Raw genomic sequence first — 23,522 nt, 5'->3', positions numbered from 1 at the left:
CCCTTCATACACAATAATGATAACTGCAAGTAGCCTCCTGTTATTTAAGATGCCGTTGAGCTCGCTTTCGGGCGGAAGGCAGGTGTTGTTTTGTAATTTAACCAACCCGAAAATTGGCTTTTATACGTAAAAGGTCGGTATTTTGTTCGAAAAAATCTGTATAAAATGAATAAAAGTCGTTTGGAGATATAATTTTTTGAGGGGGTTAAAAAAATACCCGGATATGAAATTGCCAGGTTTGAAATTATAGTTTAATAATGTTATTTTTTCGCGGGCGGAATTGGTTCCGCTATCATTTGATTACCCGATTTATCATAATAAACACAGGTTAATTCAGCAGTATCTATCACCCATTTTTCAACCCCTGCACCCGCCGCCTGCCTGCAGAAAGTAACGAAATCCGTTTGGCCCTGTTGATGAATAGCAATAGCATACTGCAACCCGGATACCGAAGATTGTAGTGCTATACCCATATCGGGATATTTAGGTTCACCATGTATAATATGATTATTTGCACCATAATAAACAGTCCTGCCGTTATCTACCCAAAACTCGTAACGTAAAAGTCCTAACCCTTTTATTTCGCTAACGTATGCCGGGAAATCGGCACCTGATTTTACTTTGCTGTGTGCTGCTTTTAATTGCTGTTCTGTAAACATGTTATTTGTTTTTTGTACAGCAAAAGTACCTGAGCAGGGGAACGATCTATTGTAAAAAATCGTTTATCTGATTTTTCGCAGCTCTTTGATATATTGCTCGGGAGTAGCGCCTGAGTAGGTTTTAAATTCTTTAATCAGGTGGGCCTGGTCATGGTAGTCCCCTAAATGCAGGGCACCTTGCCAACTACCCTGTTTTAAAAACTCCATTACGCTTTTAGCTCTTACAATGGATGAGAATTTTTTAGGCGATGAGCCCACAATTTTTCTGAAGCGCTTTTCGAGCGGGCTTTGACTGGTATTGAGGTTACGGGCCAGATCGGCAATACGGATGGTTCCCTTATGCTGATGAATGAGGTTGATGGCTGCCGTAACCAGCTTGTCTTCCCGGCTTTCCTGCAAGTGGGCCACCAGCAATTGCTCGATGATGTAAATACGCTTACTGTCAGTATCTGCTATCGATAGCAGCTCTTCGGTTTTATTGAGTTCAGCGCGATCAAAAAAATGATCAAGAGAAAGGCTTTGATCAAACAATTCATGAACCGGCTGCCTGATGAAGCGTGAGGCTCCCGTTTCGGTGAATACTACAAGGATACTGCCTATGCCTGCTGAATTGCTGAATATTCTATAGGAGTTCATCAAACCAGTCACTCCGGCGGTAGACAGGTTAATTAGAATATCGCTGTTTATATAAGATAATTTACCCGCATATTGAAAACCCATCACAAGGGACGTGCCCGGTAATACTTTATAAGTTTGGGCATGGCCATTTTCGGAAATGATCAGTTCCTTAACATACGGCCGGAGCCGGGGGGATGGCAGATAACTTTGAAACTTCATGATAGTTGTTTACCCCGATCAAAGTAAATTGATGAAACAATACTTACAAGGCTCTAACACCCCGTAAGTATTAATTTTATAACTGAGCCACAAAATCGCGCATGGCCTGACCGGGATCAGCCTGTTTCATAAACGTTTCGCCGATGAGGAAACCGTTAAACCCTGCCAACTTAAGTTGGCGGATAGTTTCCGGATCGCTGATAGCGCTTTCCGAAATTTTCATAAACTCGGCGGGGATATGTTTAGCCAGTTGGTAGGATGTTTCTACAGATACGGTAAAATCGGCCAGGTTACGGTTATTTACGCCGATAGCATCAAGATTAGGGTTGATGCTGCGCTCCAGTTCTTCGAGGTTATGCACTTCGAGCAATACATTTAAACCAAGGCTTTTGGCCAGTTTGGCTAAAGTGTCGATCTCGGCAGGGCTGAGGATAGCAGCAATCAGTAAAATGATATCCGCGCCCAACGATTTGGCTTCTATCACCTGGTACTCATCTATCATAAAATCCTTACGCAATACCGGGATATTATTTACCGACCGGGCCTTTACCAGATCGGCTTTGCGCCCCATAAAAAACTTACGGTCGGTAAGTACCGAGAGGGCCGACGCGCCTGCCGCAGCATAATCTGTAGTAACCGCGCTAACCCTTACCTTATCATTGATAATGCCTTTTGATGGCGATTTGCGCTTAAACTCGGCAATGATACCGGTACGCGCCGGGTCAAGCAGAAACTCTTTGAAGGAATAAGTATCGCGGTGAAAATATTCCGACTCTTCGAGCGCTATGTACGAGGTACGTTTTTTGGCAGCAGCTACTTCTCTTTTTTTATTGGCAACTATTTTATCAAGTATGGTCATAAGCCCCCTAACTCCCTAAAGGGAGAATTTGTTAAACTAACCGTTATTGCGAGCTACCCCGCAGCAACGACATTATCTTAATTTTCCAAAGTTATCATTATTCCCTCAAAACTACGCCTTAAGCCAGTTTTGCATCATCTCCTTACCGTACTCGGTTAGTATCGATTCCGGATGAAACTGTACCCCGCGCACATCGTATTCTTTATGGCTCAACGCCATGATCGAGTTGTCGGCTTCATCAATAGCGGTAATATGCAATGAACCCGGCAACCCGCTTTCGCTTACCACCCACGAGTGGTAACGGCCTACTTTAAAGTTTTCGGGCAAACCGGCAAACAGTACCTCTTCACTATCCGTCACTTTAATCGGTGTGGCTATCCCATGCATGGGCTGGTTAAGGTTATGCAACTGACCACCGAAAGCTTCGGCTATGGCCTGCTGCCCCAGGCAAACCCCAAAAATACTTTTTGTAGGCGCGTATTTTTCAATTACCTCCAACAACAAACCCGCTTCAGAGGGGATGCCCGGCCCCGGCGAAAGGATGATCTTATCAAAAGCTTCCACCTCTTCAATAGCAAACTGGTCGTTTCTCCAAACTTCGCACTCCAGGCCAAGTTCGTTTACCAGGTGCACCAGGTTATAGGTAAAGGAGTCGTAGTTATCTATGATCAGGATCCCCCCCCGCCCCCTGAAGGGGGTGCTTGAAGGAGTAGTGTTTGTATTTTCGTTCATTGTATTATATATCTTTAAAAAATCTATCAAAATTTAATTAACCACTATAGTTCCCCCTTCAGGGGGTTAGGGGGTTACAATTCCTCCGCCAGCTCAAATGCCCTTCGCAACGCCGAGATCTTGGTATCTACTTCCTTCAATTCACTTTCAGGTACTGATCCGGCTACAATACCTGCACCGGCCTGGTAATGTAAAGTATTGTTTTTACTCAGGAACGAGCGGATCATGATGGCATGGTTAAAATCACCATTGAAGCCCAGGAACCCGATTGCACCGCTGTAAAAACTGCGTTTAATATTCTCATTTTCGTCGATGATCTCCATGGCGCGGTATTTTGGTGCGCCGCTCAATGTACCTGCGGGATAGGTATCGGCCACCACTTTAAATGCTGATACACCGGGTTTAAGCTTGCCGCTAACGTGGGATACCAGGTGGATGAGGTGCGAGTAGTATTGAACCTCCTTAAAAGCCTTAACGGTTACATTCTCGCAATGGCGGCTCAGGTCGTTACGGGCCAGGTCAACCAGCATTACATGCTCTGCAGATTCTTTGGGGTCGTTCTCGAGGTTACGGGCAATTTCGGCATCCTTCTCGTCATCGCCGCTGCGTTTAAATGTTCCGGCAATCGGGAATATGTTGGCAACGTTGTTTTTGATGGTGATCTGGGCCTCAGGCGATGAGCCAAAAATCCTGAAATCGCCAAAATCAAAGTAAAATAAATACGGCGAGGGGTTGATGGAGCGAAGCGCACGGTAAACGTTAAACTCATCGCCCAAAAAAGTACGGGAAAAGGCCCTTGAGGGTACAATCTGGAATACATCGCCCCGGTAAATGTGCTGCTTCATTTTCTCTACAATGGCAATAAACTGCTCATTGGTGAGGTTTGATTTTTCGTCGCCGTTGCTTTTGAAGCTGTATTCGGGAAAATTTTTGTTTTTGATGAGGTATTCCAGTTTCTCGATACCGCCGTTGGTGGGCGCACCCTCGGGCTGGTTGTGGAATATGTATAGTTCGTTCTTGAAGTGGTCGATAGCGATGATGTAGCGGTAAATATGGTACTGCATCACCGGGATCTGGCGGGTGGTATCATCACTTTGTTTTAATTTGATGGTTTCGTAATGCTCAACCGCCTCGTGGGTAAAATAGCCAAACAAACCGTTGGTGATCATTTTTAACGGCATCGAATCTGTTTCGAAGCTCCCGGTAAACGCGTTGAGTTGTTCTATCAGATCAAATGTGCCTGCCTCATGTGTTTCCTGGCTGCCATCGGGATAACTTTTTTTGAGGATGCCCTTATTCAGCACAATGCCGCTTAATGGTTCGCAGCAAATGTAGCTGGTGCTGTTTTCGCGGCTATGGTAATCGGAACTTTCCAGCAGCAGCGAGTTTGGGAATACATCGCGCAGGCGCAGATAAATGCTTACCGGGGTAGTGGTATCGGCAAGGAGCTTTTTATAAGTAGTAGTAATTTTAAATGTGCTCATGTTATTTCAAAATATCTTAAAACAAAAAAACCCGACGAATTGGGGTCGCCGGGTTTCCTATTTAGGTTCACAATTGATTAGTTGTCTCTGATCAAAAAGCGCGAGCCGGCTGCCAATTTAATTGGTGCCACCAGCTGTTTTTATGTGTGTTTTTAATCATCGTGGTCACAAATTTATAAAGAAATTTGAATTGTCAAATTTTTTGTAAACTTTTTTATTTGCTAAATCCTATTAGCTACATAGAATTACTACGGAATAAGCATTATACCCGCAGTGATGATGATCAAACCGATCAAATAGAACACGGCAACGGCTTTGTGTTTAGCCTCTGGCAGAGCAGCTTTCTTCGATTTGCTATGGCCGATGGTGATTAGCGCGATAGCGATTACCATCATTACCCAGTGCTCAACCGTCCAGTAGCGGGTGATAGGATTTTTCATGGTTTCTTTACCAAACTGTACCATGGGGCTGATAAAAAACAAAATGATGCCCAGCAAAAATTGGGTGTGTACCGAGATCATAGCAAACAGGTTAAGTTTGCGGTTTCCCTCGCCATAAGGCCCTTTACCCAGCCAGCCCATAAAGGCGCGTACAATGGCCAGCAATACCAAAATGATAACAACATACCTGAAACCCGAATGGGCTTCTTTAAAAAAGCTATAAAGTGTCATACCTCAAAATTTGCCGTGAATATACACATATCAGTCATTGAAGTCATTAGATCATTGTGTCATTTTTTTTTGAAGATGCTTTGTTTGGTTTGGTTACAAACTATGTAGCTTCCGCCAATTTAGATATAGCGTAACCTATGGTGTAAAATTAACTAAGTCTCTGACTTAATTAACAATAGCTTAGCTGGTGCAAACACTTGCAGTATACTGCCGCGACTATTTTGTAAGTAAAATCCCAACCTCCCTATAATAACAGATTTTCGTTTTCCGGTCGCGCCCCGGCATGTTAAAAAAATATCCGCCCGCTGCGTATTGACAGCTATTTTTTTGAGTTATTAACATGACAAGGCCTTAGAAAACAGTATTTTTTATTGCATAACGTTTAATCAGGGCCGTTTATTTAAGCCCTGTGGAAAACTCCGGCTGGTATGCTATTCAGCATACTGATAGCTTTGAATTAAAACCCCTGAACCTTTTTAGTGTTGCATTTACTCGTTTAAGTTTTATCATCATTAGGAAAAGCTATGGCTAAAAACGTTACCAGGAAAATGCCCGCTGCGGGCGAAGGAAAAGGCCTCAAAACAGAACGCTATTTTAGTAAAGAAGGGATAAGCGTTTATGACCTGTTTAAGTATGAAAAACGATCGTCGGTAATCCGTAACCCTTCGGGCGATGCCGTGTTTGAAATGACCGACGTGGAGGTGCCCGCGGGCTGGTCGCAGGTGGCAACGGATATTCTCGCTCAAAAATATTTTCGCAAGGCAGGGGTCCCCCAGCCCGACGGTAGTACAGGATCCGAGAAAAGCATCAAACAGGTTGCCCACCGCATGGCCAATTGCTGGAAGGATTGGGGAACACGATACGGCTATTTCACCACCGCTAAGGATGCTGAAATATTTTACGATGAAATTGTTTATACCATTATCGGGCAGCTGGCCGCGCCAAATTCGCCGCAGTGGTTCAATACCGGCTTGCATAATTCCTATGGAATTACCGGTAAACCGCAGGGACATTATTTTGTCGATCCGGTAACAGAACAGCTAAGCAAATCAACATCGGCCTATGAGCGCCCGCAGCCGCATGCCTGCTTCATTCTTTCGGTTGATGACGACCTGGTGAACGAGGGTGGCATTATGGATTTGTGGGTGCGCGAAGCCCGCATTTTTAAATACGGCTCAGGCGTGGGCACCAACTTCTCTAAAATCCGCGGTGAAAGCGAAAAATTATCAGGCGGAGGTTATTCGTCGGGCCTGATGTCGTTCCTGAAAATTGGCGACAGGGCCGCCGGTGCCATCAAATCGGGCGGTACAACCCGCAGGGCGGCTAAAATGGTTTGCCTTGATTTGAATCACCCCGAAATTGAGGGTTTTGTAAACTGGAAGGTTGAGGAAGAAAAGAAAGTGGCGGCGCTGATAGCTGCCGGTTACTCGTCGGATTATGAGGGCGAGGCTTACCGTACCGTATCTGGGCAAAATTCAAACAATTCGGTGCGTATCCCCAACAGTTTTTTCAAGGCGCTAAAAACAGGCTCGGCCTGGAACCTGACCAGCCGGATGAGCGGGAAAACTATTAAATCCATCTCGTCGCAAAAGCTATGGGACGATATCGCTTTTGCAGCATGGGCCTGTGCCGATCCGGGCGTACAGTTTGATACCACCATTAACGAGTGGCATACCTGCCCGGAAGGCGGGCGTATCAACGCGTCAAACCCTTGTTCTGAGTATATGTTCCTGGATAATACGGCATGCAACCTGGCATCCATCAACCTTGCCCATTTCTTTAACCCGCAAACCCGTGTGTTTGATGTAAAAGGTTTTGAACATGCCTGCCGCATGTGGACCATCGTGCTGGAAATATCCGTACTGATGGCGCAGTTCCCCTCTAAAGAAGTAGCGCAGCTATCCTACGATTACCGTACGCTTGGCCTCGGTTACGCCAATTTAGGCTCGGCGCTGATGGTTAGCGGTATTGCTTATGATAGTGATGAAGCCCGCGCTATTGGCGGCGCCATTACCGCCATCATGACCGGTACTGCCTATGCCACCTCGGCCGAAATGGCCCGCAAATTAGGTACATTTAGCCGCTATAATGATAACAAAGAACACATGATGCGGGTGATGCGCAACCACCGCTATGCGGCTTATAACTCGACAGAAAATTTTGAGGCACTGGAAATAACCCCTCCGGGTATCGACCAGAAAATTTGCCCGGATTACCTGCTGTCGGCAGCCTGCAATGCCTGGGATAAGGCGGTAGAAATGGGCGAAAAATATGGTTACCGCAACGCGCAGACCACCGTAATAGCTCCAACCGGCACTATTGGTTTGGTAATGGATTGCGATACCACCGGCATTGAGCCCGATTTTGCGCTGGTGAAATTCAAGAAACTATCGGGCGGAGGTTACTTTAAGATCATTAACCAGGCCGTGCCCGAAGCCCTTCGTAATTTGGGTTACCAGGAGCACGAGGTTACCGCGATAGTTAACTATGCCAAAGGAGCTGCTACGCTGAAGGGCGCGCCGCATATTAACATGGATACGCTTAAAGCCAAGGGATTTACCGATGATGAGATAGAGAAAGTGGAAAAGGGTTTGGTTTCGGCCTTCGAAATCGGTTTCGCGTTTAATGTATGGGCGCTGGGCGAAGAATGCCTGAAACGCCTCGGCCTAACGCCTGAACAATACAATGCGCCTGATTTTAACCTGTTGAGAGCTATCGGCTTCGGCAAAAAGCAAATTACCGAAGCTAACGAATATGTTTGCGGTACCATGACCATCGAAGGCGCCCCGTACCTGAAACAGGAACACTACCCTATTTTTGACTGCGCCAATAAATGCGGTGCCAAAGGCGAACGCTACATTCATGCTCACGGGCATATCAAAATGATGGCCGCCGCGCAGCCTTTCCTTTCGGGAGCTATCTCCAAAACCATCAACCTGCCTAACGAGGCCCGGGTTGATGAAATTAAGGATTGTTATGAGCTTTCGTGGAAACTGGGCCTTAAGGCCAACGCGCTTTACCGCGATGGCTGTAAGCTGTCGCAGCCGCTGTCAACCAAATCCGATGTTAAGGATGAAGCCGATGATAAACTGGATACGGTAGAGGAAGTTTTAGGCGAAGCGGCTAATGTAAAACTGGCCGATCTGACACCCGAGCAGGTTATTGAAGCCGCCATGGCTATCATGGAAAAATCAAAGGACACGGCCTTTATGCGCCAGCTATCACGGGTGGTTGAAAAGAAAAACCTGCCCTATAAGCGCCGTGGTTTTACGCAGAAGGCCAACATAGGCGGGCAAAATGTTTTTGTACGTACCGGCGAGTACGAGGACGGTACCCTGGGCGAGATTTTCGTGGATATGCACAAGGAAGGCGCCACCTTCCGCTCGTTGATGAACTGCTTTGCCATTGCTGTTTCGGTAGGCCTGCAATATGGTGTGCCGTTGGAAGAGTATGTAGAGAAATTCACTTTTACCCGTTTTGAACCGGCTGGTATGGTGATTGGCCACCCTAATATTAAAAGCGCCACGTCCATCATCGATTATATTTTCAGGATGCTGGGTTATGAGTACCAGAACCGTACCGACCTGGTGCATGTGCTTACCGAAAACAACGCAGTAACAGGTAACCCGCAAATGGATGATGCAGATTTTAATACTGATGAGACGAATGTTTACGCGCCGACAACCGGTAACCAGTTAAACGTAGATAATGTTGCAAATACCCAAAGAAAAAGCTTATCTTTCGACTTAAGTATGGGTGTGCAAAGCGATGCCCCGGGTTGCAATGTTTGCGGGCATACTACCGTACGCTCGGGCACCTGCTACAAGTGCCTCAATTGCGGTAACTCAATGGGTTGCTCCTGATAAAGTGGATTTTTTAATCAGTTATAAATAGTTAATTATGCGACAGCCCCGCCGCCAGGTGGGGCTTGTTGGTTTTGACCAGGAATATCAATTTGTGTCATCATAATTTAAGCAATTCAAAAAGCGTCACCTTCAGGTGGCTGGGGCCGGTGTTTTATTTTTACCTTAGCCTTTATGAACTCCATTCTCCATATTTTAAACGGCGATGCCGCCTTAGATGGTTTTGAACAGACCGGCCTTGAGGGCGATGTTATGGTTTGGCGCGAAGTGTTTTCTGAAGGTCCGCTCCGGGAAGATATCCTTTCGGCGGCTTTCTGGAATGCCCGCCGCGATTGGATAGGCCGCACCTTCAATGCGCCGGAGGATGATTATCAACATAAAGTGCTGAACGAGTTGGAAAAACTGAACGGCCCTTACACGGAGATTAACCTTTGGTTTGAGTTTGATTTGCACTGCCAGGTAAACCTGTTGGGCGTACTCGAAATGCTTACGTTAAAAACCGATATGTCGGCACCGGCGATTTACCTGGTTTGCCTGGCCGATTGTGTGCAGTTTGGCAATAAAAAGGGCCTGGGCGAACTTAACGGGCGGCAATTTGAAGAACTTTACGATGCCCGCGAGCGCCTGAACGAATGGGAACTGGGGCTTGCAGCTGATGCATGGAAATTATATGTGGGCAATGACAAGGCAGGATTGGAAAAATGGCTTAACGAAAACACTTTTTGGGGAGGCATGCCGCTGCTTAAACCAGCTTTAATGGCACACCTTAAACGCCTGCAAATTAACGGTGATGGCCTTAGCTACCTCGAACAAAAACTGCTTGATATTTATAATGCCGGAGCCGGGACCAAAGCCGCTATCTACGCGGCCTTCTGGCAAACAGAAGCTATTTTTGGTATGGGCGATTGGGAGATAGACCTTTATCTTGACAAACTAAAAGCAAAGGGACTGATCAGTTTGTAAGCTGATTTATCCTTGTTTCCAGTGCCTTATAAAATCAAGGTAGCTTTCACTTATAGGGAGTTGAATATTTGCAAGTTCTGCTTTGCGGTTTTGAATAGAGCGGACTTTGTTAACCGCTACCACGTAGCTGCGGTGAATGCGCTGAAATTTGCCTGCAGGTAGCTTTTCCAAAACCTTCTTAAGCGTCATGAGGGTAAGGATGGTTTTATTGTTGGTGATATGGATCTTGATGTAATCTTCCATGCTTTCAATATACTCGATACTGCCCAGTTCAATTTTTACCATCCTGTACTCCGAATAAACATACAGGCTTTCTTCGGTTTCATCCGTAGCAGCTTTGTTTTTGTACCTGTAATAATCAACCGCTTTTTCAACCGCCCTGGTAAAGCGCCGGATATCTATCGGTTTTAAAATATAATCGAGCGCTTCGAGTTCAAAACCTTCGTACGCGAAATTTTTATAGGCGGTGGTAAATATTACCATCGGTTTGTCTTTTAACGAACGCACCAGGTCAATCCCCGTAATATCGGGCATGTTGATATCCAAAAAAAGCAGGTCGACCTGTGTGGTTTTCAGGTATTCGGCGCCGGATATCGCGTCTTCAAAGGTTTTTACCAGTTGCAGCGACGGAAAGCGGGATACATATTCGCCAATCAGCCGCAGAGCCAGCGGTTCGTCGTCAATAGCTATGCATTTCAACGCCATAATTTATGTGTGTAAAGTTAACTGCACAATATATTCATTGCCCAGGCTGCTGATATTCAACAGGTGTTTACCCGGATACAAATGCTCCAAACGTTGTTTGGTATTTTTTATGCCGATGCCTGTGCGCTGGTAATCGCTGTTTTTTACCGCGAATACCCGGTTTTTGCAATAAAATGAAATATTCTCCCCGTTTACATGCACCCGAATATCAATAGCGGATGGTTCATGTTTACTTACGCCGTACTTAAAAACATTCTCTACAAAGGTCATCATTACAAGCGGCGCTATTTGCGTGATACCGGTATCCCCTTCAATATTAAAATTAACGATGGTATTGCTGCCAATGCGCAAACGCTGAAGCTCGATATAATCGCTGATACAGTCGATCTCGCTTTGCAGCGGTACAAAATCTTCCGTAGCATCATCAGTAACGTAACGCATAATGTTTGATAGCTTCATGATGCTGTCGGCGGCATGATCATCCTTAATGGCAGCGAGGGTATATATATTATTGAGGGTATTGAACAGAAAATGAGGGTTGATCTGCGCTTTCAAAAATGAAAGTTCGGCGTTGGCTTTATCGGCTTCGGCGCGGGCGGCGCGCTGTTCGGTTTGCTGCCATTGCTGTACGGTTACTATAGCGGTGCTCAGCGCCATGATCATGAGGAATATAAACAAACTGATACTATCAAAAGGGCGCGGACGCCTGAATTCCGGACGAAAGAATCGGGCGGCACTATCTGACGGAAACGGGGGCGGATTAAAACGACCCGATTTAAAAAATGTAGTGTCTCTGAATTCCGGCTTTTCAAACTTAGCGCGTTCGGCCATTTCCAGGCGAAACTTACGCCACGGGCCGTTTTCATTACTTTGGAGCAATTTCTCGAAAGGGCGAAGCAGAAACACACAAACCAATAACACCAAAGCAATGGCACTATAGATCCAGTACCGTTTGGTAAGGAAAAACTTCGGGATAAAAAAGTACGCGTTGCTGTAAAAAAGAACAATGTACGTTGTGCAGAAAACCCAATAAGCAGGTTCTTTTAAAAAGGTAAGGATAGTTGTGTTTTGCCCGCGGTTGTTCAAAAATAGCAGCGGGAAGGCCATAAACAACAGCCAACCCGCAATATGTATAACAACCGAAAAAGCTTTAAAACGCGACATTTTATAAAGTAACACAATATGTTACAGTAATAAAAGCGGGTATCGGTAATTGGTAGTTTTGTGTGGATGAGTTTTGAGTCGGAAAGTCCGGAAGTCGGAAAGTCCGAAAGAGCTAAGATGATGAAGGGATTGAATTTTTTTCTTCCGGACTTTCCGACTTCCGACTTCTTAATCACCCGTGTATCGTCTCGCTCTTGCCGTAATTCTGTATCACCTGGGCTTCATATGCTAAAAACTGCTTCCAGCGGGCCTCAACGTCAATTTCCTCGGCGTATTTTTTGGCCAGGCGGATAAACATGGAATAGTGTGTGGCCTCACTGATCATCAGCTCATGATAAAATTCGGCCAGCTTAGAATCGTTTATGTTTTCAGAAAGTACTTTAAAGCGTTCGCAGCTCCGGGCTTCAATCATGGCCGAAAACAGCAGCCGGTCAATTAATTGGGCTTCGCGGCCGCCCCCGGTAATAATGAATTTCCGAAGCTCGTTTACATAATTATCCTTGCGCTCACGGCCCAGAATGTAACCCCTTTCCAGTATAATGTCGTGCACCCGCTTAAAATGATCCATTTCCTCCTGTACCAATAACGCCATTTCCTGTACCAACTCGCTCAGGTTGGGGTTTTGAACAATGAGGGTAATGGCATTGCTGGCGGCCTTTTGTTCGCAAAAAGCATGGTCAGTCAATAGCTCTTCAATATTGCTTTCCACCACATTTTTAACCCATAGCGGGTCGGTAGGTAGCTGCAGTTTAAGGATGGTTTTCTCGCTCACAGTGCAAAGATAGTTTTTAGCGGCGAAAGGCTAAAGGAGCTTTGGTAATGCAATAATAATAAGGCCATCTTTTTAGGATGGCTTTTTATTATTGCTCAATATTTTTAAGCTTGTGGTCGGTGTTTTCACCGTACCACATGATCTTAAGAAGTTTCAGTAATTAAAACGACAACAATCTACCCCCAAAAGTGGTGCGGTGAAAACACCATAGCCGTTAACTTAAGAGAATATATTGGCGTAAACGTTTAAACTCCTCTCTTGAAAATGTGTTTTTCCAAGCTGGTGCCATTGTTGATGTTGTCACCATAGCCTTTAACTTATGCTGCTGTAAATTTTCTAATGCGCCGTTAGGCGCTACCTGTTTGTAGGATAAAGATAAAAGGGCCCTTTGCCTCGTAGAGGCTACCTATAAACCATGCTTATAAATGTCCTGAAGAGGGTAGCCTCTACGAGGCAAAAAGATTGTCTGCCTGCATCTTCTACAAACAGGTATCCGCTACGGGGAATCTAAACACAGTAGGTCATTGGGAGTGAATCATACCTTTCCTCTCAACTTTTGAATGGCCTTTGTCCTTATGTTAACGGCTATGGTGACAACATCAACAACGGCGGAAAAGTATTTAACGTTTAACAACAAAGGCCATCTTTTTAGGATGGCCTTCTTGTTATTGTTCAATATTTTTAAGCTTGATATCAAATATCACGGTGGAATTTGGCGGAACCTGGCTTGTGCCGGCCGTGCCATAGGCATAGCGCGAAGGAACAATAAGCAGGATTTCGCCGCCTGCGGCTATCAGCGGAATGCCGATCTGCCAGCCTTTTATTAAATCGGACAGTTTGCCCTTATAACCGGTTTGACCGCTAAAAGTAACGCCGCTAAGCAATTGCATCGAATAATCAATGGTGATAACGCCATTTGGCCCGGAATGTGTGCCCGACCCCGGACTGATTACCTGATAATAAACACCTGAAGTATCTTTGGTAGCGCTGATTTCGGGATGCGCGGCAAGGTAATTTTTGATATTGCCATCCTCATTCAAAACAATCTGCTGCGGATCGGCAGCTTTATCTTTAAAGCAGGATACCAGCGCCAGCGATGATGCAAATAATAACAGTAACAGGGTTTTTCTCATGGCAGGTTAAAACAGCGGGCAGGTAAAACTAATTAACAATATTAAGCAGATCGATAGTAAATACCAACACGGAGTTTGCAGGGATGCCGCTTTGTGCATTATTGCCATAACCGGCCCTTGAAGGGATAACCAGAATAACACGCCCACCCATCCTCACATATGGCAAACCAGATTGCCAGCCCTGTATCAAACCGCTCAGCGGATTGGTAATAGTTGCCGATTGAAATATTGTACCATCAAGCAATTTGCCTGTGTAAGTTACTTTAATGGTTGATGATAAAGTTGGACGAGCGCCGGTACCCAGGGTTACCATTTTATAATAAACGCCCGACCCATCGGCAGTGGCATGATAAGCGGTATCTGTACCGATGTAGGCCTTAATGGCGGCATCATCGGCCGCTGCCTGTTTGGATGCGTCGAATTTATCTTTTGAACATGAAGCAAGGATCACCAGGGGTGCGAATACGAATAATAAGAATTTCTTCATTTAGTTAATAGTTATATATGCTAATTAACCTGACGGTTAAAAGCAGCTAAACGCTACAAACTGTATATTATTTTAAGGTTTTTACTTAAATTCTGTTAAATCGACGTTAAAAACCAATACAGCGTTTTCGGGGATGCGACCAACGCCGTTGGCCCCATAAGCCAGGCCCGATGGCACGATCAGTAAAATAGAGCCGCCTTCTTTTACCAGCGGGATGCCGATTTGCCAGCCTTTGATCAGCCTGTCGAGCGAGCTTGAGAAGCCGCTGCCTTTGTCAACCACCATATCGTTAAGCATAGCCGCAGTGTAATTTACGGTAACCAGCGAATTTTCGTTAGGATGTTCGCCTTTACCTTCAGAAAGGATCTGGAAATAGATACCCGACGGATGCTTTTTTGCTTTGATCTGCGGGTTGGCTTTCAGATAAACACGGATCAGCGAATCGTCGGTGGCGGCCTGCCTCGCCTGGTTTTCCTTTACCGAGTTATCGCACGAACTGATTAGGGCTACGATAATTACGCTTAATAAAAGGATATATTTTTTCAACCTCATCTAATTAGATATTTGGTTTAATTTCCCAATTGTAGATATCAATAAATTTTAATCGGATTTCTTCGTCGCTTTTATCGCCAATTATGCTCGCGTGAGCTCGGTTATTTGGCTCTCCCACTATTTCAGGATTGTTATATTGGGGCGTGTGCTGAACCGACTGGGGAGGATTAATACATGAAAGCTTCTCACATGTAAAACTTACAATGAAAAAATCATTCGGATTTTTGAATGCTTCTGTTCCATATTTAAACTGTTTTCCAATTAAATCTCGACTGCTTTGAGGCGTTGAGTGTTTCTCCCAATCACTTGATAAATCTGGTCCTTTTTCTGGTGTATTTTTGAAAGCAGCTGGCCTCGGTTCTGCTGTTTTTGGATTTATATTGTTTTTATGAACCCTTACATACAGTTTGTTGGACGGAGGAATATCTTCAATTTCCCACATTCGGTTTAATGAAAAAGTTTAACCATCCAGCAAAGCCTTCATTAATGGATTCTGAGGAAACATTCCCTTTTGAGAAATCTTTATCTGAATATAAATCACAATAATAACTTACACGGTCCAAGGATTTAGGTTTGATGTTAATTAATAAACGCGCTTTTTCAGTTCGCCAAGTTAAATCGATAGAGCCGTCGTTAACAGGAGCGATGTCTGGTTCAATTAAAACATTTTGATGTTTGGAATTCACATAGAGATATTGAGCATAGTTGTACAAGAAGATAGCAGCCTTTATCCAGGTATCAATATTAACAGCAACTGCGCCCTCATCATCCCAACTGTCTTTCATATCCAAAAGAGAAAAGGACCTTTTAATTTCAGTTATAATATTCTCTATTGCATTAGGATATTCAAATTCCCAATTTCCAATTTTTATATGCGAATAATTGGTTTTAGTTTTTCCGTTGTATTTTTCATCAAAAATACCAATTTTCGACTGTTTAGCTCTTGAATGATAATCTTCTGATTTAAAAATATTAGGAGTTTTTGAATACATATTATTACCTCTTAAATCGGTTTTCTTTCGATCTATTCGGATTTGTGGGATGTGCATATCAGCAATCTTTTCATTCATAATTATAGATTTATGTCAATGAAGGATATGTTGTTTGTCGCTCTAAGAGATGTTTCTTTTTCTAAAGCTCTCTCAATTTGAATTTTAAGATTTCTTAAATCATCGCTATCCATGGTCATGAATAACTTTTTATCCGAACCATTCTTTTTATATTCTAATTGAAGATTATGTATTAGGAGCGCTGACTGTTTATCATTTTTTATATCCGGGCCAAAAACAACGCGTATGTCTGTAAATATTCTGCTTTTTGAGAATGTTTTTTCGAATTCGACACCAAGTTTAAGAGCTTTTATAGTTAAATTCAATTTCGATCTATTTGATAATAACGAGAATAGATTGATTTTTAATTTATCTAATTGAAGTTTTTTTCTTCCGGTCGCATGATCTTTATAAGATAAAATCAGATCGTCTAAAAGGCTTTCGACATCGTCAATCTCATCATCAAAAATTAGATTAATGATGCTGAATATAGTAATAGAAATCTCGTAGACATCTATGCCATTTAGAATTTTCGCTTCTTTTAAAACGGAAGATAGAAATTCTGGGCCATCACCAATTTTTAAAGATTCTATAGCTAAAAGAATGGCTTCTAATTTCTCATCGTTTAACGAAGCTATTTCATTAAAGCCAGGTACAAATAGATCTGGGATTGTGTATTTAGGCATAGACACGACAATTTACAATTTTAATTACAAACTTATAACTAAATTGATTTTTAAATATTGATTAAACCGTTGTTTTAATTTTCAGCTCGGTCATTTGTGCCTCGGCAATGGTTGAGGGCGAATCAATCATCACATCGCGACCTGAGTTATTTTTAGGGAAGGCGATCACATCGCGGATCGAATCCAGACCGGCGAATATGGATGCCAAACGATCGAAACCGAAAGCGATGCCACCATGCGGAGGTGCGCCATATTCAAAAGCATCCATCAGGAAGCCGAATTGTTTCTGTGCCTCTTCCGGCGAAAAACCGAGGTGTTTGAACATCAGGGCCTGCAAGGTACGATCGTGGATCCGGATAGAACCGCCTCCAATTTCGGTACCGTTAATCACCAAATCGTAAGCGTTGGCGCGAACGGCTCCCGGGTTGGTATCTAACAGGGCAATATCCTCGGGTTTTGGCGAGGTGAAGGGGTGGTGCATGGCATGGTAGCGGCCGCTTTCCTCATCCCATTCCAACAGCGGGAAATCAATAACCCAAAGCGGCGCGAAAGTGTCTTTATCGCGCAGTCCTAAACGGTTGCCCATTTCCAGGCGCAGTTCGTTCAGTTGCTTGCGCACCTTATCAGCACCACCGGCAAGGATCAGCATCAGGTCGCCTTTTTCAGCGCCGAAAGCTGCTGCCCAGTTGGTCAGCTCATCTTCGTTATAAAACTTATCTACCGATGATTTCAGGGTGCCATCCTCGTTGTAGCGGCAATAAATCATACCGGTTACACCAATTTGAGGGCGTTTTAACCATTCGGTCAGTTCATCAACCTGTTTACGGGTATAGCTGGCACAACCTTTGGCATTGATACCAACAACCAGTTCGGCGTTATCAAAAATGCCGAAGCCCTTGCCTTTAACAATATCATTCAGTTCAACAAACTCCATCCCGAAACGCAGGTCGGGTTTGTCTGACCCGTATAAACGCATGGCATCTGAATACAGCATGCGTGGCAACTCGCCCAGGTCAATCCCTTTTACGGTTTTAAACAGGTGACGGGTAAGCCCTTCAAAAATGTTCAGGATATCTTCCTGCTCCACAAAGGATAGTTCGCAGTCAATCTGGGTAAACTCCGGCTGGCGGTCGGCACGCAGGTCCTCATCCCTGAAACATTTTACGATCTGGAAATAACGGTCAAAGCCGCTTACCATCAGCAATTGTTTAAATGTTTGGGGTGATTGTGGCAGGGCGTAAAACTCGCCCGCGTTCATGCGGCTGGGCACCACAAAATCGCGCGCGCCTTCGGGTGTTGATTTGATCAGTACCGGCGTTTCAACTTCTATAAAGTTTAAAGCATCTAAATATTTGCGCACCTCCTGCGCCATTTTGTGGCGAAGCACCAGGTTGTTGCGGATCGGGTTACGGCGCAGATCGAGGTAACGGTATTTGGCGCGAAGCTCTTCGCCCCCATCAGTTTCATCCTCAATCAGGAAGGGCGGCAGCTTAGCCGCGTTCAATATATCGATATCCGTTACAGCGATCTCGATTTCGCCGGTAGGGATTTTGGTGTTTTTGCTTGTACGTTCAATTACATTACCGGTTACTTTAATTACAAACTCCCTGCCAAGGCCGCGGCTTTTTTCGCGCAGCTGGGCATCGGTATCGGTGTTAAATATCAATTGGGTTAAACCGTAACGGTCGCGCACGTCGATAAAAGTAGTACCGCCCAAATCGCGCGATTTTTGTACCCAACCGCATAAAGTAACGGTTTGGCCTAAATGGCTGATATTTAATTCGCCGCAGGTATGAGTTCTAAGCATAACAATGTTTTATAAAAAGTTTGCTAAAGTAAGTTTTTGATTTCGGATTTCGGATTTTCGGTTTAGAATTTAGTAACATGTTAATTTTAAAGCCAATAAAAGCACTAAAAAGGCATTTTGAGGTTTATGGTTTAGAAAGATGTTAAATACACAGGGGGATGTGAAGAGCCTGGTTTAAATTTATTAACCCGCTTGTTATTACTGCCTTGTAACACAATTAATACATTTTTTAGCGGCGCTTATTTTTTAATTATCTCAAAGTCATGTAATTTCCGGTTTTATGAGCGCATAAATGATCAAAAAAAACCTCCTGACCTTAATCTTCGCCTGCGGCATTATTTTAACCGGTAAGGTATCGGCACAAACAGCTACGGATAGTGCCGGGATTAACCATGTAATTGCCGGGTATTATACAGCAATAGGCAAACAATCGCACCTGTACAATGGGCCAGAGTATGAGTTTTATCCGCCTTATATAAAAGGTAATGCTTATGTATTTGATGTAAGCGCGTTCGGACCGGGCCGTGTAAAATATGACCGGACCGATTACAGCAATGTACCCATGCTGTACGACTTGAATAAAGACGCTCTGGTTATTTTGCTCTATAACAACTTCACCAAAATATCGCTGCTTAGCGAACGCGTAACTGATTTTTCGTTGCTCGGCCATTATTTTGTAAGAATTAAAGCCGATTCGTTAGCAGGCGCAAAAAAGGTGCCTACAGGATTTTACGACCAGCTTTTTGCCGGCCGCCATGTAACCCTGTTTGCCAAAAGGTCGAAATCCATACAGACAACTACCGGAAATACCTCACTCGAAACTTTTTTTGCAGCAACTGAAGATTACTATCTAAAAAGGGGCGACGAATATTTTCGCTTTTCGGGGAAAAGCTCGCTGCTTTCCTTGTTTAAAGACCGGAAAAAGGAATTGAACAGGTTTATAAAGACAAATCATATCGATTATCGCAATAACCCGGAAACTTCGATGATCGCTATTGTTAAACATTATGATGAGCTTGAAAACTAAAGCAAAAAATTGCCTGGCAAAACCGGTTTTATGTGTATTGATGCAATAAAAAATTAACCATCCCGGATGAAAAAAATTTACTTTTTGAGTTTCTGTTTTTTGACAATCATAAAACTTGGTTATGCCCAGCAGAACCCGGTAAAATTAATCAGCGTAAACTTTCAGCAGGCTACTATCGATCAGTTTGTAACCGAACTGGAGGCAAAAACCAGTTACCGTTTTTTTTATGATGCAGCACAGTTTGATAGTTTAAAAGTTACTGTACAGGTAACCGATAAACCGCTGGAGGCCGTGCTTGCTCTTGCTTTTAAAAATACAGGCTTCGGCTATGCCATCACCAAACAACAGCAGGTTTTTTTAACCAAAGGACGTGAAATACAAACCGGACTGGCCGTTGGCTATTTTGATATTACCCCGGCAAATGCCACGGCGGCCAATACCGGAAACTCATTGGTGGAGGCCGACAACGCGTTTAATGATAAGGATAAGAAAATACCCGAAGCCACTACCGAAAACAAGTTATACGAAATAGGCGTCAAAACAAATACCATTGAACCGGGTATGGCTACGCTTTCGGGCTATGTAAAAGAGTCAAAATCGGGTGAATCGATAGTGGGAGCCAGTATTTATGTTACCAATACCAAAACAGGTGTGGCCACAGACCAGTTTGGTTATTTCACCATCAAATTACCAAAAGGGCGGCAAATCCTAAGCATCAGGGGGATTGGCATGCGCGATACCCGGCGGCAAATAGTGCTTTACTCGGATGGTAAAATCATCATCGAGATGAAGGAGCAGGTTACCAGCCTGAAGGAAGTGAAAATATCGGCCGAAAAGGTGGCAAACGTTCGTAATGTACAGTTAGGCGTTAATAAACTGGATATAAAAAGCATTAAGCAGGTGCCCACCGTATTTGGCGAAGCGGACATATTGCGCGTAGTGCTTACTTTACCGGGCGTACAATCAGTAGGTGAGGCCACAACGGGCTTCAACGTGCGCGGCGGCTCGGCCGATCAGAACCTTATTTTGATGAACGACGCCACCATTTATAACCCTTCGCACTTCTTCGGTTTCTTTTCGTCTTTTAACCCTGATATTGTTAAGGATATTGAATTGTATAAAAGCAGTATCCCCGAGCGCTTTGGCGGCCGTTTATCATCAGTACTGGATGTTACCAACCGCGAGGGTAATAAAAAGAAATTTACGGGTTCGGCAGGTATAGGTTTAATAACCAGCAGGCTCAATATGGAAGGGCCTATCATTAAAGATAAAACCTCGTTTTCATTTGGCGGCCGCACCACCTATTCTGATTGGTTACTAAAATTGCTGCCCGATGCCTACAAGCACAGCCAGGCTTCATTTTATGATGTTAACCTCGATATCAGCCACCAGTTTGACGATAAAAACAGCCTGTATTTAACTACTTACCTCAGCAAAGATAAATTCAAACTCAACAGCGATACTTCGTACGGCTACAGTAATAAAAACATCAACCTGAAGTGGAAGCATAATTTCAACAATAAGTTATTCAGCGTAATTACAGCCGGGATAGACAGGTATCAATATGATATCGGCAGCACCGTAAACCCGGTAAATGCTTACAAGCTTAACTTTGATGTTAATCAAAGAAATTTTAAAGCCGATTTCACTTTTTATCATGACCGTAAAAACACCATCGATTTTGGCGTAAGCTCTATTTATTACAAACTTCATCCCGGCAATTTTCAGCCCAACGGCCCGCAATCATTAGTAGCTCCGGATGTTGTAGCCGCGCAGCAGGCCCTGGAAAGCGCCTTGTACTTAGGTGATAAATTTGATGTTAACGAGGATTTTTCTATAAGCGGCGGCCTGCGCTATTCGATATATAATTACCTGGGGCCGCAAACTGTTTACAATTACGCCCCCAACCTTCCTAAAACAAGTTCAAACTTTTTGGACAGTACCAACTACACCGGTGGTAAGTTTATTAAAACCTATTCCGGGCCCGAAATCAGGGTTTCGGCAAGGTACCAGGTGGGCGACAATACATCAATAAAGGGCGGTTATAATACTTTAAGGCAATATATCCACCTGTTATCAAATACCACAGCCATTGCTCCTACTGATGTTTGGCAGTTGAGCGATCCCAATATCAAACCTCAATATGGCGACCAGGTATCACTGGGCTTGTACCATAACCTCAAATCAAACACCATCGAAACCTCGGTTGAGATTTATTATAAACGCCTGAGAGATTATCTGGATTATAAAAGCGGCGCCAACCTAGTGTTAAACCACCACATTGAAACCGATGTTATAGGTACCCAGGGCAAGGCTTACGGCATTGAATTTTTAATTAAGAAAACCACCGGTAAAGCTAACGGCTGGATAAGCTATACCTATTCGCGTACCTTTTTAAGGCAAAATGACCCCAATGCCGGCGAATTGATTAACGGCGGCGCTTACTACCCCGCCAATTTTGATAAACCGCATGATTTTAATTTTATAGGCAATTACCGCTTTTCGCACCGGTTTAGCGTTTCGCTTAATTTAACTTATAGTACTGGCAGGCCAATAACACTGCCTATTGCCAAATATGAGTATGGCGGCTCGGAGCGTGTATTTTATTCGGACAGGAATGCTTATCGAATACCAGATTATTTCCGCTCAGATTTTTCGATGAATATTGAAGGTAATCACAAAGTGCATCAGCTTACTCATAACTCGTTTACTATCGGCGTTTACAATTTAACCGGCAGGCAAAACGCCTATTCAACTTATTTTACGGAGCAGGGCGGCGTAATTAGCGGTTACAAACTATCCATTTTTGCTAAGCCAATACCGTTTATTAACTACAATATCAGATTTTAAGTGATGGAGATAATAAAGAAATATAGTTTTTGGGCAGGCCTTTTAACGATACTGGTATTAGGCAATTGTAAAAAGCCCTACAATCCCGGTGCAATTACCGCCCCTAACAGTTACTTTGTAGTAGAAGCAGTAATCAATAATGGCTACGATTCAACCATCGTTAGGTTAAGTAAAACCGTAAATATATCCGCCAGTACCAAAACAAGCGGAGTTGATAATTGCGAGGTTAAGGTTGAGGGAGAAGAAGGAGCAAGTTTTCCGCTTGTACCTCAGGGCAACGGTTATTATGCGCTTACGCAGCTTAACCTTGATGTAACCAAAAAATATCGCCTGCATATTACAACCGGCGATGGTAACGAATACGCTTCAGATTATGTAGAGGTAAAAAGAACACCTCCGGTTGACAGTGTGGGCTTCGCGGTGAAAAATAACCAGTTGCAGATATATGTTAACACACATGATGCTACCAATAGTTCGAGGTATTATAGATGGTCCTATGCCGAAACATGGCGCTTCCATGCGCGATATGTATCATCATTTATGGTTGATCAAACCAAAAAAGAGGTAGTTTTTAGAACACCTGCCGAGCAAAGCTATTATTGTTTCGCCGGCAGCAAATCGAGCACAATAGTGATAGGTTCATCGGCTAAGCTGAGCCAGGATGTTATTTTTCAGCAGCCTATTACTACAATTGCCCCCGAATCGGAAAAAATTGGAATGAGATATACCATACAGGTTAAACAATATACATTAACTAAAGAAGCCTACCAATTTTGGGAAAATCTGAAAAAGAACACAGAGCAACTGGGCAGTATATTTGATGCCCAGCCATCACAATTAACCGGGAACATTCATAATCTCAAAAACATGGCCGAACCGGTTATTGGCTACATCAGCATTGCCAATGTTCAAACCAAACGGGTGTTTATTGATAACGCTGATTTGCCGAAGCAGTGGTTAACAGCCTATCCTTATAATTGTGGCAAGCCGGATTCTGCATTATTTTCCAATCCTAAAACAGGGTCTAACGATGTTTTGAGTATGATTATTAATGGCGGGGCTATCCCGGTTGATCAGATAACATCTCGGGTTTCAGTTATTGGCTATACTTATTCAACGAGAGAATGTGCCGATTGCAGGATCAGGGGGAATGTTCAGACACCACCATTCTGGATCGAAAAAAAATGATAACTAAAACAGGATATATCCTCTAAAATAAAAA

General features: G+C 43.8%; 21 protein-coding genes. 5 read left to right on the top strand and 16 right to left on the bottom strand.

The features are described 5' to 3' along the window. Window positions 1-260: 260 nt before the first annotated feature. The 6 genes from LX99_RS22615 to LX99_RS22590 all read right to left on the bottom strand — a co-directional run bounded on the left by LX99_RS22615 (window position 261) and on the right by LX99_RS22590 (window position 5,242). Window positions 261-659 (bottom strand): DUF1398 domain-containing protein, encoded by a 399-nt coding sequence (locus LX99_RS22615; protein WP_109609913.1) that lies wholly within the window; start codon window positions 657-659, stop codon window positions 261-263. A gap of 63 nt (window positions 660-722) precedes the next feature. Next, on the bottom strand, window positions 723-1,496 hold the full coding sequence (locus LX99_RS22610) for a helix-turn-helix domain-containing protein (RefSeq protein ID WP_211319077.1): 774 nt from the start codon (window positions 1,494-1,496) through the stop codon (window positions 723-725). A 76-nt stretch (window positions 1,497-1,572) separates the two neighbouring features. Next, window positions 1,573-2,355: an indole-3-glycerol phosphate synthase TrpC gene (gene trpC, locus LX99_RS22605; protein WP_022831502.1), complete on the bottom strand. Its 783-nt coding sequence runs from the start codon at window positions 2,353-2,355 to the stop codon at window positions 1,573-1,575. A gap of 111 nt (window positions 2,356-2,466) precedes the next feature. Continuing rightward, window positions 2,467-3,087, bottom strand: coding sequence for an anthranilate synthase component II (locus LX99_RS22600; RefSeq protein WP_109609909.1), 621 nt, complete (start codon window positions 3,085-3,087; stop codon window positions 2,467-2,469). 74 nt (window positions 3,088-3,161) lie between these two features. After that, window positions 3,162-4,571, bottom strand: a complete 1,410-nt coding sequence (locus LX99_RS22595) for an anthranilate synthase component I family protein (RefSeq protein ID WP_109609907.1) — start codon at window positions 4,569-4,571, stop codon at window positions 3,162-3,164. A gap of 248 nt (window positions 4,572-4,819) precedes the next feature. Next, a complete protein-coding gene (locus tag LX99_RS22590) occupies window positions 4,820-5,242 on the bottom strand; it encodes a cytochrome B (RefSeq protein WP_109609905.1) in 423 nt (140 codons plus the stop codon). A 524-nt stretch (window positions 5,243-5,766) separates the two neighbouring features. On the opposite strand from LX99_RS22590, the gene LX99_RS22585 reads away from it, so the two are divergent. Both LX99_RS22585 and LX99_RS22580 read left to right on the top strand, forming a co-directional pair. Beyond that, window positions 5,767-9,105 (top strand): vitamin B12-dependent ribonucleotide reductase, encoded by a 3,339-nt coding sequence (locus LX99_RS22585; RefSeq protein ID WP_211319076.1) that lies wholly within the window; start codon window positions 5,767-5,769, stop codon window positions 9,103-9,105. Window positions 9,106-9,279: 174 nt separating this feature from the next. Next, window positions 9,280-10,068 (top strand): DUF1835 domain-containing protein, encoded by a 789-nt coding sequence (locus LX99_RS22580; protein WP_109609903.1) that lies wholly within the window; start codon window positions 9,280-9,282, stop codon window positions 10,066-10,068. A gap of 6 nt (window positions 10,069-10,074) precedes the next feature. Here LX99_RS22580 and LX99_RS22575 read toward each other — a convergent pair whose 3' ends face one another. From LX99_RS22575 to aspS, 10 genes are all read right to left on the bottom strand, one after another. Further along, window positions 10,075-10,773, bottom strand: a complete 699-nt coding sequence (locus tag LX99_RS22575) for a LytR/AlgR family response regulator transcription factor (RefSeq protein ID WP_022829733.1) — start codon at window positions 10,771-10,773, stop codon at window positions 10,075-10,077. A gap of 3 nt (window positions 10,774-10,776) precedes the next feature. Then, complete coding sequence (locus LX99_RS22570; RefSeq protein WP_109609901.1) at window positions 10,777-11,937, bottom strand: sensor histidine kinase; 1,161 nt, start codon at window positions 11,935-11,937, stop codon at window positions 10,777-10,779. Between the two features lie 172 nt (window positions 11,938-12,109). Further along, on the bottom strand, window positions 12,110-12,709 hold the full coding sequence (gene miaE / locus LX99_RS22565) for a tRNA-(ms[2]io[6]A)-hydroxylase (protein ID WP_022829731.1): 600 nt from the start codon (window positions 12,707-12,709) through the stop codon (window positions 12,110-12,112). A 665-nt stretch (window positions 12,710-13,374) separates the two neighbouring features. Next, window positions 13,375-13,842, bottom strand: coding sequence for an FKBP-type peptidyl-prolyl cis-trans isomerase (locus tag LX99_RS22560; RefSeq protein WP_109609899.1), 468 nt, complete (start codon window positions 13,840-13,842; stop codon window positions 13,375-13,377). A gap of 28 nt (window positions 13,843-13,870) precedes the next feature. Beyond that, window positions 13,871-14,329, bottom strand: a complete 459-nt coding sequence (locus LX99_RS22555) for an FKBP-type peptidyl-prolyl cis-trans isomerase (RefSeq protein WP_109609897.1) — start codon at window positions 14,327-14,329, stop codon at window positions 13,871-13,873. 81 nt (window positions 14,330-14,410) lie between these two features. Next, a complete protein-coding gene (locus LX99_RS22550; RefSeq protein ID WP_109609894.1) occupies window positions 14,411-14,881 on the bottom strand; it encodes an FKBP-type peptidyl-prolyl cis-trans isomerase in 471 nt (156 codons plus the stop codon). A gap of 4 nt (window positions 14,882-14,885) precedes the next feature. After that, complete coding sequence (locus tag LX99_RS22545) at window positions 14,886-15,323, bottom strand: hypothetical protein (RefSeq protein WP_109609892.1); 438 nt, start codon at window positions 15,321-15,323, stop codon at window positions 14,886-14,888. After that, window positions 15,310-15,951, bottom strand: coding sequence for a hypothetical protein (locus LX99_RS22540; RefSeq protein WP_109609890.1), 642 nt, complete (start codon window positions 15,949-15,951; stop codon window positions 15,310-15,312). The genes LX99_RS22545 and LX99_RS22540 overlap by 14 nt, the downstream gene beginning before the upstream one ends. Window positions 15,952-15,953: 2 nt before the next feature. Continuing rightward, window positions 15,954-16,616 carry a hypothetical protein gene (locus LX99_RS22535; protein WP_109609889.1) on the bottom strand — a complete coding sequence of 221 codons (663 nt, stop codon included), beginning with the start codon at window positions 16,614-16,616 and terminating at the stop codon, window positions 15,954-15,956. A 61-nt stretch (window positions 16,617-16,677) separates the two neighbouring features. Then, entirely contained in the window at window positions 16,678-18,423 is a 1,746-nt protein-coding gene (gene aspS / locus LX99_RS22530) for an aspartate--tRNA ligase (RefSeq protein ID WP_109609888.1), read from the bottom strand. A 292-nt stretch (window positions 18,424-18,715) separates the two neighbouring features. On the opposite strand from aspS, the gene LX99_RS22525 reads away from it, so the two are divergent. The 3 genes from LX99_RS22525 to LX99_RS22515 all read left to right on the top strand — a co-directional run bounded on the left by LX99_RS22525 (window position 18,716) and on the right by LX99_RS22515 (window position 23,488). Further along, window positions 18,716-19,450 (top strand): hypothetical protein, encoded by a 735-nt coding sequence (locus tag LX99_RS22525; protein WP_109609887.1) that lies wholly within the window; start codon window positions 18,716-18,718, stop codon window positions 19,448-19,450. A 66-nt stretch (window positions 19,451-19,516) separates the two neighbouring features. After that, window positions 19,517-22,300, top strand: a complete 2,784-nt coding sequence (locus LX99_RS22520; protein WP_109609886.1) for a TonB-dependent receptor — start codon at window positions 19,517-19,519, stop codon at window positions 22,298-22,300. Between the two features lie 3 nt (window positions 22,301-22,303). Beyond that, window positions 22,304-23,488: a DUF4249 domain-containing protein gene (locus LX99_RS22515; protein WP_109609885.1), complete on the top strand. Its 1,185-nt coding sequence runs from the start codon at window positions 22,304-22,306 to the stop codon at window positions 23,486-23,488. Window positions 23,489-23,522: the final 34 nt, after the last annotated feature.

Origin of the sequence: Mucilaginibacter oryzae (assembly GCF_003148845.1) — a bacterium.
GTDB lineage: Bacteria > Bacteroidota > Bacteroidia > Sphingobacteriales > Sphingobacteriaceae > Mucilaginibacter > Mucilaginibacter oryzae.
The sequence above is the reverse complement of the archived record's forward strand: the minus strand, read 5'-3'. Positions and strand labels throughout refer to the sequence as shown.

Excerpts from the sequence above, each read along its gene's own strand:
- LX99_RS22560 (WP_109609899.1), bottom strand. The coding sequence starts at position 13,842 with ATGAGAAAAACCCTGTTACTGTTATTATTTGCATCATCGCTGGCGCTG.
- LX99_RS22540 (WP_109609890.1), bottom strand. The coding sequence starts at position 15,951 with ATGAATGAAAAGATTGCTGATATGCACATCCCACAAATCCGAATAGAT.
- LX99_RS22600 (WP_109609909.1), bottom strand. The coding sequence starts at position 3,087 with ATGAACGAAAATACAAACACTACTCCTTCAAGCACCCCCTTCAGGGGG.
- LX99_RS22520 (WP_109609886.1), top strand. The coding sequence starts at position 19,517 with ATGAAAAAAATTTACTTTTTGAGTTTCTGTTTTTTGACAATCATAAAA.
- LX99_RS22585 (WP_211319076.1), top strand. The coding sequence starts at position 5,767 with ATGGCTAAAAACGTTACCAGGAAAATGCCCGCTGCGGGCGAAGGAAAA.
- trpC (WP_022831502.1), bottom strand. The coding sequence starts at position 2,355 with ATGACCATACTTGATAAAATAGTTGCCAATAAAAAAAGAGAAGTAGCT.
- LX99_RS22515 (WP_109609885.1), top strand. The coding sequence starts at position 22,304 with ATGGAGATAATAAAGAAATATAGTTTTTGGGCAGGCCTTTTAACGATA.
- LX99_RS22595 (WP_109609907.1), bottom strand. The coding sequence starts at position 4,571 with ATGAGCACATTTAAAATTACTACTACTTATAAAAAGCTCCTTGCCGAT.
- LX99_RS22590 (WP_109609905.1), bottom strand. The coding sequence starts at position 5,242 with ATGACACTTTATAGCTTTTTTAAAGAAGCCCATTCGGGTTTCAGGTAT.
- aspS (WP_109609888.1), bottom strand. The coding sequence starts at position 18,423 with ATGCTTAGAACTCATACCTGCGGCGAATTAAATATCAGCCATTTAGGC.
- LX99_RS22610 (WP_211319077.1), bottom strand. The coding sequence starts at position 1,496 with ATGAAGTTTCAAAGTTATCTGCCATCCCCCCGGCTCCGGCCGTATGTT.
- LX99_RS22580 (WP_109609903.1), top strand. The coding sequence starts at position 9,280 with ATGAACTCCATTCTCCATATTTTAAACGGCGATGCCGCCTTAGATGGT.
- LX99_RS22545 (WP_109609892.1), bottom strand. The coding sequence starts at position 15,323 with ATGTGGGAAATTGAAGATATTCCTCCGTCCAACAAACTGTATGTAAGG.
- LX99_RS22555 (WP_109609897.1), bottom strand. The coding sequence starts at position 14,329 with ATGAAGAAATTCTTATTATTCGTATTCGCACCCCTGGTGATCCTTGCT.
- LX99_RS22570 (WP_109609901.1), bottom strand. The coding sequence starts at position 11,937 with ATGTCGCGTTTTAAAGCTTTTTCGGTTGTTATACATATTGCGGGTTGG.
- LX99_RS22615 (WP_109609913.1), bottom strand. The coding sequence starts at position 659 with ATGTTTACAGAACAGCAATTAAAAGCAGCACACAGCAAAGTAAAATCA.
- LX99_RS22525 (WP_109609887.1), top strand. The coding sequence starts at position 18,716 with ATGATCAAAAAAAACCTCCTGACCTTAATCTTCGCCTGCGGCATTATT.
- LX99_RS22550 (WP_109609894.1), bottom strand. The coding sequence starts at position 14,881 with ATGAGGTTGAAAAAATATATCCTTTTATTAAGCGTAATTATCGTAGCC.
- LX99_RS22535 (WP_109609889.1), bottom strand. The coding sequence starts at position 16,616 with ATGCCTAAATACACAATCCCAGATCTATTTGTACCTGGCTTTAATGAA.
- LX99_RS22575 (WP_022829733.1), bottom strand. The coding sequence starts at position 10,773 with ATGGCGTTGAAATGCATAGCTATTGACGACGAACCGCTGGCTCTGCGG.